Source organism: Caulobacter sp. (assembly GCF_035254145.1).
GTDB lineage: Bacteria > Pseudomonadota > Alphaproteobacteria > Caulobacterales > Caulobacteraceae > Caulobacter.
Genome location: NZ_DATFAV010000025.1, coordinates 1 through 11,499, shown reverse-complemented (window position 1 = coordinate 11,499; position 11,499 = coordinate 1). Strand labels below are relative to the sequence as shown.

Below are 11,499 nucleotides of genomic sequence, written 5' to 3'. Positions count from 1 at the left end.
TTCGCGCCCGAGCTGGTCGACGAGTTCAACGACTGGTCCAAGCGCGAGATGGAGCGCGTGCGCGACTTCATCATCTTGCACTATTGGGCCAACAAGAGAGGCGACACCGCCTTCTGGCGCGACTGCAACGCGCTGACCCTGCCCGACACCCTCCAGCGCAAGGTCGACCTCTTCCGCCAGCGCGGCCACTTCGTCCGCTATCGCTGGGAGATGTTCCAGCCGGCCAGCTGGATGGCCATCTACGCGGGCTTCGACCTGCTGCCGGAGATGGTCGACCCCGGCCTGGACGGCGTCGATCCCAAGAGCCTCGGCGCCCCGCTCGCGGAGATGCGCAAGGCCATCGCCGAGGTGGTGGCTTCGGCCCCGCCGCACGGCGCCTTCCTCGACCAATATTGCCGCCCGACGACCTCCCCCAATCCGAGCGCGCGGGCGCGCTCGGCGGTGGCCGCCCAGTAGGATCCGACGATGACCACGACCAACCCCAACGCCATCAGGAAGATCGTCATCGTCGGCGGCGGCTCGGCCGGCTGGATCTCGGCGGCGATGCTCAGCCACTACTTCCAGAAGGGCGCCCATCAAGAAGGGAATTGCCAAGTCGAACTGATCGAGTCCGAGGAGATCGGCACCATCGGGGTGGGCGAGTCGACCATCCCGCCGTTCCTGCAACTGATCGCCAGCCTGGGCCTGGACGAGCGCGAATTCATCCAGGCCACCCAGGCAAGCTTCAAGCTGGGCATCCGGTTCGAGGACTGGAAGACCAAGGGCGACCACTACTACCACCCGTTCGGCGCCATCGGCGGCCCGATCGGCCCGCACGAGTTCTACCAGTGCTGGCTGCGGGCCAAGGCCAACGGCCATCCGTCGAACCTGCAGGACTTCGCGCCCGGGACGGCGATGGCCGACCAGTGGAAGTTCATGTTGCCGTTCATGGCCCAGCGCACCTTGATCAGCGGCGCGGCCTACGCCCTGCACATCGACGCGCGGCTGGTGGCCAAGTTCCTGCGTGAGTTCGCCGAGGCGCGGGGCGTGACGCGCACCGAGGGCATCGTCACCGAGGTCGTGACCCGCGCCGACGGGGGCGTCGCCAAAGTGATCCTGAAGGATGGGCGCGAGGTCGAGGGCGATCTCTTCATCGACTGCTCGGGCTTCCGCGCCCTCTTGATCGGCAAGACGCTGGAGACGCCCTACATCGACTGGTCGGACATGCTGCTGTGCGACCGCGCGGTGGTGGTGCAGACTCAGAATGTCGGCGACCCGCACCCCTTCACCGTGTCGGCCGCCGAGGACGCCGGATGGCGCTGGCGCATCCCGCTGCAGCACCGGGCCGGCAACGGCTATGTATTCTGTTCCAAGTATCTCAGCGACGATGAGGCGCGCGCGACCCTGGTAAAGAACCTCCAGGGCGAGGCGCTGATGAACCCGATGTTCATCCCGTTCAAGACGGGCATGCGCCAGCAGCTTTGGAACAAGAACGTCGTCGCCGTGGGCCTGTCGGGCGGCTTCATCGAGCCTTTGGAGTCGACGGCGCTGCACCTGATCTATCGCGGCATGGATTTCCTGCTGCGGTTCTTCCCCGACCGCGACTGCGATCCGGCGCTCGCGGCCGAGTACAATCGCCGCATGACCGCCGACTACGAGGAGATCCGCGACTTCATCGTGCTGCACTACTGCACCAGTCAGCGCCGGGACACGCCGTTCTGGAAGGCCGTGGGCGAGGCGCCGATCCCCGAAAGCCTCAAGGAACGCATCGCGCTCTTCAAGGCCCACGGCGCTCTGCGCGAGGGCGTCGACCAGATGTTCCGCAATCCGTCCTGGCAGTCGGTGATGGAGGGCATGGGCGTGCGCCCACGCCGCTATCAGCAGCTGGTCGACACGGTTCCGTACGAGGTGATCGCCCAGACCCTGGACCAGTCCGCGCCGATGCTGGCCAGCCAGGTCGCCGGCCTGCCCAGCCACGGCGAGTTCCTGGCCAAGCAATGCCCGGCGCCGCCGCCGGAGACGGTGGTCGCGCCGTTCAAGACCGTGGCTTGAGGAATCTCCTTCTCCCGCAGGGGGAGAAAGGCGTCAAACCCGCTTCATCGAGATGATCTTCACCGGCGGGTTCAGGATCTGGCCCTTCATCGAGGGGACGTTGGTCGGGCCATCGGTGCGGCCGGCCAGGATCTTCTTCACCACGTCCATGCCCTGCACGACATAGCCGAACACGGCGTAGCCGGCGGCCGCGTCGGACTTGCCGGGCTTGGCGTCCAGATAGGGTTGCGGGCTGGCGCAGATGAAGAAGTCGGCCGTGGCCGAGCCCGGGGCGTCGCGTCCCATCGAGATGGCGCCGGCGGTGTGCTTGAGGCCGGTCTTCAGCGTGCTCTCGTGGGCGATCGGCGGGGCGCGGCGCGAGTAGGGCTTGGGCTGACCCTGGATCGAGCCCGCGCCCTTGACGCCCTTGGCCCGGTTGGCGCGGAAGAACTGGCCGCCGTCGAAGCGGTGCTTGTCGACATAGTAGAGGAAGTTGGTCGCGGTGATCGGCGCCTTCTTGTCCTCCAGCTCGACGATGATGGTTCCCTTGTCGGTCTCGATGGCGACCCGGGGCTTGGCCGCGGCCAGCGTGGGCGCGCCCAGGGCGATGGCGAGCAGAGCGATAGTCGTCAGCACTCGGCGGCGGGCCATCTTCGAAACGGTCATGGCGATCAGCTCTCGTCGGCAGGGTTGACGATGCTTAGCGCGGCAAGCCGTCAGGAAGGAAGGGACAACCCCGCGCCGGACGTACGGCGCGGGGCTCCCCGAGATGCGTTTCCCGAGACACGCTTCTCGAGGTCAGGCCTTGATGTCGACGCGAAGGCCCGTGCCCGGAGCGGGCGCGGACCTGACGGCGGTCGGGGCGCGATCGTCGGCGTCGGCGTCGCGATCAGGTCCCCGCTCAAGGGCTTCGGGAGGCTGCGCCGCGATCGGCGGACGCGCGCCAGTGGCGCTGGAGATGTTCATTCTGAACCCCTTCGTCAGACGGAACGTGGGTGTTCCGTCGCAGGCAGGGACGACGGGGCGTCCGCTCCACCTCAAAGATTCCGTGGCGACAAGGACCGCCGCGTGTCCGTCGGGAAAGTGAGCGCTAACAGATTTCCTCGGTCGCAAGAGTCGCGTTCGTCGAGTTAGGGTCTGCGTCGGGTGACCGCGGGGAAACGCGGCGTTGGAGGGAAGGGACTTATCGATGGGGGCTGATAGCCAAGCCGCGCCTGGCCAAACCAAGCCGGGAGCGCGGCGCGACGCGCTGGTGATCGGGGCGTCTTCGCTCGGCACCGTATTCGAGTGGTACGACTTCTATCTCTACGGCTCGCTGGCGGTGATCATCACTGGCCACTTCTTTTCGGGCGTCAACGAGACCACGGGCTTCATCCTGGCCCTGCTGGCGTTCGCCGCGGGCTTCGCGATCCGGCCGCTGGGGGCGGTTATCTTCGGGCGGCTCGGCGACATCTGGGGCCGCAAGAACACCTTCCTGATCACCATGCTGCTGATGGGCGTGTCGACCTTCGTCGTCGGCCTGTTGCCGTCCTACGAGCAGATCGGCGTCGCCGCGCCGATCGCGCTGATCGTCATGCGCCTGGTGCAGGGCCTGGCCCTGGGCGGCGAGTACGGCGGGGCGGCGACCTATGTGGCCGAGCACGCGCCCGAAGGCCGTCGCGGCTTCTACACCAGCTGGATCCAGACCACGGCGACCGTGGGCCTCTTCCTGTCTCTGCTGGTCATCCTGGCCACGCGCATGGGCCTGGGCGAGGACGCTTTCAAGGCTTGGGGCTGGCGCATCCCGTTCCTGGTCTCGCTGTTGCTCCTGGGCGTGTCCCTGTGGATCCGCCTGAAGCTGCACGAAAGCCCGACCTTCCAGCGCATGATCGCCGAAGGGAAGGGGACCAAGAAGCCATTGGCCGAGGCGTTCGGCCAATGGCCGAACCTGAGGGTCGTTCTGCTGGCGCTGTTTGGCCTGACCATGGGCCAGGCGGTGGTCTGGTACACCGGCCAGTTCTACGCCCAGTTCTTCCTGGAGAAGACGCTGAAGGTCGACGGCGCCTTGGCCAACCTCCTGATCGCCACCAGCCTGCTGATCGGCACGCCGTTCTTCGTCTTCTTCGGCTGGCTGTCCGACAGGATCGGCCGCAAGTGGATCATCATCGTCGGCTGCGTGCTGGCGGCGGCGACCTATTTCCCGATCTTCAAGGCCATCACGACCTACGCCAACCCCGTGCTGGCCCGGGCCGAAGCCTCGGCGCCGGTCGTGGTGTCGGCCGATCCGGCGACCTGCGCCTTCCAGTTCGATCCCGTGGGCAAGGCCAAGTTCAACACCGCCTGCGACGTGGCCAAGGCCTATCTGGCAAAGGCCGGGGTCAGCTACAGCGCCCAGGCCGCTCCATCGGGCTCGCCCACCACCGTGCAGGTCGGCGGCGTGACTCTGGATGGCTTTGATCCGAAAGGCGCGACCGGCAACGCCTTCGCCGCCGCCCGCAAGGCCTGGGAAGCCGACCTGGGCGACCAACTGAAGGTCGCCGGCTATCCGGCCAAGGCCGACGCCAAGCTGGTCGACAAGCCCAAGGTCATCGGCCTGCTGGCGATCCTGGTGATCTACGTGACCATGGTCTACGGCCCGATCGCGGCCATGCTGGTCGAGCTATTCCCGACCCGGATCCGCTATACGGCCATGTCGCTGCCCTACCACATCGGCAATGGCTGGTTCGGCGGCTTCCTGCCGACCACGGCCTTCGCGATCGTGGCGGCGACCGGGGATGTCTATTCGGGCCTCTGGTATCCGGTGATCATCGCGTCGGTGACCGCCGTTATCGGCGCCCTCTTCCTGAAGGATACGCGGCGCAATCCGATCGAGGATTAGGCGCCGAGCCTCGAAACGCCCGGCGGCGACGGGGCCGCCGGGTTGCCATTTCCCGTTCGATCGGCTTGCTTGTCGGCGAGGGGAGCGTTGATGGCGCAAGAAGACGAAGACAGGCGCGCCTGGTTTCGGCGGGAGATCCTGCCGCTGGAGCCGGACCTGCTGGCCTATGCGCGGCAGTTCTGTCGGGACGGGCAGACCGATCCGGAAGACCTTGTCCACGAGACCTTCGCCCGGGCGATCGCCTGCAAGACCTGGCGCGAGATCGGCAATCCCGGGGCCTTCGCCACGCGCATCCTGCGCAATTGCGCGCTCGACGCCCTGCGCCGCCGCAAGGTTCTAACCATCACCGCCGTCGCCGATTTCGAGCGGATCGAACCGATCGACGAGGCGCCGGGCGCCCAGTCGATTGTCGAATCGCGGCAGGAGCTGCGAGCGCTCGCCGACGCGATCGCCGAACTTCCGACGCAATGCCGACGCGTCTTCACGCTGCGAAAAGTTTACAGCCTCTCGCCGGACGAGATAGCGGTCCGGCTGGGCCTGTCCGTCTCTACTGTCGAGAAGCACTTGGTCAAAGGCTTGCGCTACTGTTCCGAAAAGCTGGGACGGCGTAACGAACGCAAAAGCAAGGTCGACGAAAGGCGCTCATGGAGCGGGACACGGGATCACGACGCGAAGCGGTGAGGCAGGCCGCCGCCCTCTGGGTGGTCCGGCTTGACGATCCTTCGTGCTCGGACGCCGACCGCGCCGCCTTCGAGGCCTGGCGTGGGGAGAGTTTCGAGCACGAGGCCGCGTTCGAACGCGAGGCCGCCGCCTGGGCGCGCCTCGACCGTGTGCGCGCCTGGCGTCCCGGCGCGGCGGGGCCAGACGCCGACTTGCTGGCGCCGGCGCGGCGTCCGCGTCTGCCCGAGCTGGCCCGCTCGCCCTGGGCGCGCGGCCTAGCAGCCGGGGCCGCCATGGCGATCGTGGTGGCCGGCTCGCTGTCGTTCGGAACCTCGACGGCCTACGCCACGGCGATCGGCGAACGCCGCGTGGTCGTGCTGGGCGACAACAGCCGCATCGAGCTGAACACCGACAGCAAGGTCGTGGTGCGCTTCCGCCGGGGCGTGCGCGAGGTCAAGCTGGTGCGGGGCGAGGCCCTGTTTGAAGCCGCGCCAGACACCCGGCCCTTCGTGGTCAAGGCCGCCGACGCGGTGCTGGAGGCCGACGGCGCGACCGAGATGACCGTTCGTCTGCGCTCGGACGGGGCCGCGGTGACCGTCAAGAAGGGCGTCGTCGAACTCGATCCGGCCCGCGGAACGGCCAAGGACGACGTGCGGCTCGCGGCCGGCGTCGCGGCCATCTACGACTCGTCCGGCAGCCGCTCGCGCGCGGTGTCCGACGCCGAGATCGACCGGGCCCTGGCTTGGCGACAGGGCGCGATCGCCCTGAACGGTCAGTCGCTGGAACAGGCCGTGGCCGAGTTCAATCGCTACAACCATCGCCAGATCCGCATCGCCGATCCGTCGATCGCGGGCCTGCGGCTGGCGGGCTATTTCCAGACGACCGAGCCGACCAGCTTCGTTATGGCCGTGACCAGCGCCTTCCCGGTGCGGGCCTCGGAAGGCTCCGACGGCGCGATCCGGCTGTCACGGCGGGGATAGGGCGCGAGGTCCTTCGCCGGGCGCCCAAAAAAGTTCCGCCGCCCACTGGCGGAAATGCGACCCTTCCGCGTCGGTCCTTCGAAGACGCTCTCCCGTAGGGGCTTGGAGAGCGTCGAGAGGGGTTACAAGAACACCATGTCTAACGACACGCGCCGCACGGTTCGCGGCTTCCTCATGGCGTCGGCCGCCGTCCTGGTCTTGGCCGGTCCGGCCCTGGCCCAGGAGGCCCGCCACAGCTTCAACATTCCGGCCGGCGACGCGGTGAACGCGCTGCAGGCCTTCGCTCAGCAGTCGGGCAAGCAGGTGCTGTTCCCGTTCGAGGCGGCGACCGGCAAGCGCACCCCGGCCGTGACCGGCGATGTCGCCGACGCCGACGCGCTGGCGCGTCTGGCCAAGGCGGCGGGCCTGGTCGTGCAGTCCGACGACGGCAAGACCATCACGCTGCGTCCGGCTCCGGCCGAACTCCCCCAGTCGTCCAGCGCGGGGGCCGGCGCGACGACTGACGAGGCTCAACTCGTCGAGGCCGTCGTGGTCGTCGGCTCGCAGATCCAAGGCGTCCGGACGACCGACGCCCTGCCGGTGACGGTGGTCGGCGAGAAGGAGATCATCGCGACCGGCGCCGTTTCGGGCGATGAGCTGTTCCGCTCGATTCCGCAGGCCGGCGACGTCCAGTTCCAGGAAGCCCGCACCACCGGCAACCTGAACGACGCGCGCGGCGACGTGTCGTCGGTCAACCTGCGCAACCTGGGCACCGGCAACACCCTGGTGCTGTTGAACGGCCGTCGCGCCGTGCTGGCGCCGGGAACGCAGACCGAGAACCTGGTGCCGGTCCAGACCGTCAACACCAACTCGTTCCCCGTCCCGGGCGTCAAGCGCGTGGAAGTGCTGCGCGACGGCGCGGCCGCCATCTATGGCGCGGACGCCGTAGCCGGCGTGGTCAACATGGTGCTCGACACCAAGTTCCAGGGCCTGAAGATCGACACCCAGATCGGCGGTTCGGAAGGTACGGGCTATCGTGAAGGGACCTTCAACGTGAAGGCCGGCACGCGCCTGGAAGACGGCACGCGCCTGACCTTCTTCGGCTCCTACACCGCCCACAGCCGCCTGATGGCCAGCGAGCGCGACTACTCCGCCAGCGAGGACCATCGCGCCGCCGTTGCTGGCACCGCCTGGGCCAACGACACTCTGTTCGACAACCGCTCGACCTCGAGCCCGTGGGGCGCCTTCACCTTGATCCCGCCCTCGACGGCGCCGCGGCAGAACAACGTGGCCCTGACGACCTCGGGCGTCTTCCACATCGAGCCGATCACCAACACCGCCGCCGGCTGCTCTTCGGCGACGCTGACGGGCGACATCTGCATCAAGTCGGGCGTGATCAACGGCGCGGCCGATCGCGCCCTGCGCTACGACGAGAACGCTCAGCGGAGCCTGAAGGGCGGGCTGGAGCGCACGAACCTGTTCTCGACGGTCGAGCACGACTTTGGCGACATCACCGCCTATGGCGAGGCCGGCTACTACCACGCGCTGTTCACCGGCAATCGCGAGCAGTCCGCGCCGCTGAACTCGGCGCAGATCAGCATCGCGGCCAACGCCTATTGGAACCCCTTCGGTCCGACGACTCTGGCGAGCGGCGCGGTCAACCCGAACCGCCTGTCGGGGCTGACCGGCGTGTCCAACTCGGGCGTGGCGATGAACATCACCAACTACCGCCCGGTCGACGCCGGTGGTCGCACCTACACCGTGACCGACGACAGCTTCCGCCTGTTGGGCGGCGCCAAGGGCGATTGGAACGGCTGGAAGTGGGACAGCGCGCTGCTCTACTCCCAGGCCCGCACCAAGGACATGACGCACAACGCGATCAGCAACACGCTCTTCCAGGCGGCGCTGAACCGCACCGACGCGTCGGCCTACAATCCGTTCAACGGTGGGTCTCTGACCAACTATTCGGGCGCGGACGCCACGCCCAACAGCCAGGACACGATCAACTCGTTCCTGATCAACGTGTACCGCATCAGCAAGACCTCGCTGCTGATGGGCGACTTCAAGGTCTCGAAGAAGGATCTCTTCCGGCTGCCCGGCGGCGACGTCGGCTTCGCGGCGGGTGTCGAGCTGCGCCGCGAAACCTACAAGGACAATCGCGACGACCGTCTGGACGGCACGATCAAGTACACCAACAGCGTCACCGGCGTGACCTACAACACGGACGTCATGGGGGCCTCGGGCTCTCCCGACGTCTCGGCCCATCGCTCGGTCGCCTCGGCCTTCTTCGAGCTGGCCGTGCCGGTCATCTCGCCCGAGATGAACATCCCGTTCGTCGAAGAGATCAGCCTGCAGATCGCGGCGCGGGACGAGCACTATTCGGACTTCGGCAATGTGCTGAAGCCCAAGGGCGCGATCCTGTGGAAGGTCGGCCAGGGCCTGTCGCTGCGCGGCTCGGTCTCGCAGAGCTTCCGCGCGCCGAACCTGCCGCAGTTCTACAGCGAAGGCGCTTCGGTCTCGAACACCCGCACCGACTGGGCCTTCTGCCGGATCAACACGCCGACGGCGACTTCCTGCCCGAGCGGCAGCACCATCGAGATCCGCAGCGGCAACGAGAACCTGAAGCCGGAAGAGGCCGACAACGCCACGGTGGGCTTCGTCTACCAGCCGCGGTTCATCCCGGCGGGCTACGGCAAGCTGACCTTGACCACCGACTTCTGGTCGATCCGCGAGAAGGGCGTCATCGGGATCCTGGGCGGCGGCAACCAGATCGCCCTGGACTGGCTGCTGCGCCAGCAAGGGTCTTCGAACCCGAACGTGGTGCGTGACGCGCCGGTGGGCTCGAACACGGTCGGCGCCATCGCCTACATCAGCGACACCTACGCCAACCTGCAGCCGCGCATGGTGCAGGGCGTGGACTTCTCGCTGGACTACGACCTGGACGGCACGCCCTGGGGCGACTTCGGCCTGAGCGTCAACGTCGCCAAGCTGCTGAAGTACGACCAGTCGCCCAGCGCGACCGAGGCCCTGCTTCAGCAGGCCGTGGCCGCCGGCTCCCTGCCAGGCGTGTCGATCACCACGGCCGGCAACCAGATCGGCATGGGCGGCTATCCGGAGTTCCGCGGCAGCGCCAGCCTGACTTGGCGCAAGGACGGCTGGGGCGCGGGCGCCTTCGTCAACTATGTGGGCGAGGTCTATGACACCGGCTCGACCCTGACGGGCGGCGAATACTACCAGATGCCGGCCTGGACGACGGTCAACCTGTACGGCCAGTACGCGTTCAGCGAGGGCCGGTTCGACGGCTCCACGATCCGCGTGGGCGTGCGCAACATCGGCGACAAGGACCCGCCGATCTCGTCGACCAACTTCGGCTACTACGGCTCGCTGTACAATGCGACGGGCCGCTACTGGTACCTGAACCTGTCCAAGCAGTTCTAGGACGTCGCGGCTTCGGGGGCGTCCTACCCCCTTGAAAACCCCGAAGACGCGATCATCGGCGCCGGAGCTGCCCCTCCGGCGCCGATTTCATTTCCGGAATTGCGGCAGATCAAGGTTCGACGGCCAGACGGGGCGCAATTTGATTTTAGGTCACTCTGTTTGCGGTCCAGACGGTGACCTGGGTCGTTCGACGTCACCGCCAGTCGGCGTGGAACGACAACGCTTCGGGGCCGTGCCCCCTAGGGTCTCGAAGCTAAATCGGCGCCGGAGTCGCTTCCGGCGCCGATCTTGTTTTTGGGGTGATTGTTCGTCGGGCATGCTTCCCTCTCCCGCGAGGGGAGAAGGAAGCAGCTCTGGCCCCATCCGGAACCCCGATTTTCTCGGCGAATCTGGGGCCCGGCCTCCGCCGGGTGGTCGGCAGGTTTGCGCCTACTTCCCCGCCGCCGCCGGGCCGTACAGCAGTCCGTTGAACAGGAACTTGAACGTGCCCCACGACTGGGCGCGCTGGGTGATCTCGGGCCCGAAGGCGAAGATCTTGCCCTTGCCCAGGTCGATGTCGAGCATCGCCGTCGAGCCGTTCAGCTTCTCCTGGCCGACCGCCCAGCCGCTGCGCAGCGGCTTGTCGGTGTCGAACCACGAGACCCGCGAGATCCCCTTGGCGTCGCTCTTGATCGTGAAGGTCGGGCTGCGATCGAAGAACACGTCGACCTGCTCGCCGGCGCCGTAGGCCAGCGGCTGCTTGGGATCGACCTTGGCCCGCAGGACCGAGCCGGGGATGTAGAGCTCGCGGTTGGAGAGGGCCTTGAGTTGGCCGTTCTCGGTCCTGGCGGTGGCGACATCGACCGGCGCGCCCAGGGCCGTGGCCAGACGCGTCGAGGCGCCGATGGCCACCACCGAACCGCCGCCCTTCACGAACTCGGCGATCTTCGGCAGCGTCTTGTCGTCGGTGATCTTGCCGAGCCACGCGCGGTACTCGGCCGGGATCTCCTCCGGCTTGGGCTGGGTCGAGGGGCGGCCGGCCTTGAACGGGCCGTCGGCCGGGGCGGGGACCACGCCATCGGGGAAGACCAGGACGTCGAAGTCCTTCTTGATGTTCCCCGCGTCCAGGCGCTGCGGGTAGACCACCTGGAACGGCGCCTCGAACTTCTCGAACATCCAGCGGTTCCAGCCCGAGGGCATCGAGCCGCCATAGACGTCGACCAGGCCGATGCGGATCGGCTTCAGGGCGATCGTGGCGCCGGCGGGCTTGCCGGCCACGGCGTAGGCGTCGACGCCCAGGTCCTTGACGCCCTTGTCGATCACCGCCTTGGCGGCGGGCGAGGCCGGGACCCAGATGGCGCCGGGGCCGAAGGTGGTTTCACCAGCCTTGGCGCCGTCTTTGACCCAATAGACCTTGGCCCCGGCCTTCAGCAGGCGGTTGGTCAGGGTGAAGCTGGCGTTGGTCTCGTGGCTGACCAGCCAGCCGGCGCCGCCCGCGCCCTTCACCGCGCCCGGCGCGACCTTGATCAGGTCGGGCAAGCGCGAGGTCGGGGCCTCGAAGGCGTCCAGGATGCGGTCGAACTTGATCCCCATCTG

General features: G+C 67.6%; 8 protein-coding genes and 1 pseudogene. 6 read left to right on the top strand and 3 right to left on the bottom strand.

What is annotated here, in order from left to right:
- Positions 1 to 456, top strand: a 456-nt coding sequence (locus VJ655_RS01340) for a tryptophan 7-halogenase (protein WP_324097570.1), incomplete at its 5' end; no start/stop codon positions are given.
- A 9-nt stretch (positions 457 to 465) separates the two neighbouring features.
- Positions 466 to 2,031 (top strand): tryptophan halogenase family protein, encoded by a 1,566-nt coding sequence (locus VJ655_RS01335; RefSeq protein WP_324097569.1) that lies wholly within the window; start codon positions 466 to 468, stop codon positions 2,029 to 2,031.
- A gap of 33 nt (positions 2,032 to 2,064) precedes the next feature.
- Here the strand turns inward: VJ655_RS01335 and VJ655_RS01330 are convergent, their stop codons facing one another.
- Both VJ655_RS01330 and VJ655_RS01325 read right to left on the bottom strand, forming a co-directional pair.
- Positions 2,065 to 2,676 carry a peptidylprolyl isomerase gene (locus VJ655_RS01330; RefSeq protein ID WP_324097568.1) on the bottom strand — a complete coding sequence of 204 codons (612 nt, stop codon included), beginning with the start codon at positions 2,674 to 2,676 and terminating at the stop codon, positions 2,065 to 2,067.
- Positions 2,677 to 2,808: 132 nt separating this feature from the next.
- Positions 2,809 to 2,976, bottom strand: a complete 168-nt coding sequence (locus VJ655_RS01325; protein ID WP_324097567.1) for a hypothetical protein — start codon at positions 2,974 to 2,976, stop codon at positions 2,809 to 2,811.
- A 223-nt stretch (positions 2,977 to 3,199) separates the two neighbouring features.
- Between VJ655_RS01325 and VJ655_RS01320 the strand changes: the two genes are divergently transcribed.
- The 4 genes from VJ655_RS01320 to VJ655_RS01305 all read left to right on the top strand — a co-directional run bounded on the left by VJ655_RS01320 (position 3,200) and on the right by VJ655_RS01305 (position 9,924).
- Positions 3,200 to 4,867, top strand: a complete 1,668-nt coding sequence (locus tag VJ655_RS01320; RefSeq protein ID WP_324097566.1) for an MFS transporter — start codon at positions 3,200 to 3,202, stop codon at positions 4,865 to 4,867.
- A gap of 87 nt (positions 4,868 to 4,954) precedes the next feature.
- A complete protein-coding gene (locus VJ655_RS01315; protein WP_324097565.1) occupies positions 4,955 to 5,548 on the top strand; it encodes an RNA polymerase sigma factor in 594 nt (197 codons plus the stop codon).
- Positions 5,545 to 6,507, top strand: coding sequence for a FecR family protein (locus VJ655_RS01310; RefSeq protein WP_324097564.1), 963 nt, complete (start codon positions 5,545 to 5,547; stop codon positions 6,505 to 6,507). Before VJ655_RS01315 ends, VJ655_RS01310 begins: the two co-directional genes overlap by 4 nt.
- A 135-nt stretch (positions 6,508 to 6,642) precedes the next feature.
- Positions 6,643 to 9,924: a TonB-dependent receptor domain-containing protein gene (locus VJ655_RS01305; protein WP_324097563.1), complete on the top strand. Its 3,282-nt coding sequence runs from the start codon at positions 6,643 to 6,645 to the stop codon at positions 9,922 to 9,924.
- A 429-nt stretch (positions 9,925 to 10,353) separates the two neighbouring features.
- On the opposite strand, the pseudogene VJ655_RS01300 reads toward VJ655_RS01305, so the two are convergent.
- A pseudogene (locus VJ655_RS01300) lies at positions 10,354 to 11,499 on the bottom strand (peptidase); the annotation flags it as partial.

Excerpts from the sequence above, each read along its gene's own strand:
- VJ655_RS01330 (WP_324097568.1), bottom strand. The coding sequence starts at position 2,676 with ATGACCGTTTCGAAGATGGCCCGCCGCCGAGTGCTGACGACTATCGCT.
- VJ655_RS01305 (WP_324097563.1), top strand. The coding sequence starts at position 6,643 with ATGTCTAACGACACGCGCCGCACGGTTCGCGGCTTCCTCATGGCGTCG.
- VJ655_RS01320 (WP_324097566.1), top strand. The coding sequence starts at position 3,200 with ATGGGGGCTGATAGCCAAGCCGCGCCTGGCCAAACCAAGCCGGGAGCG.
- VJ655_RS01335 (WP_324097569.1), top strand. The coding sequence starts at position 466 with ATGACCACGACCAACCCCAACGCCATCAGGAAGATCGTCATCGTCGGC.
- VJ655_RS01325 (WP_324097567.1), bottom strand. The coding sequence starts at position 2,976 with ATGAACATCTCCAGCGCCACTGGCGCGCGTCCGCCGATCGCGGCGCAG.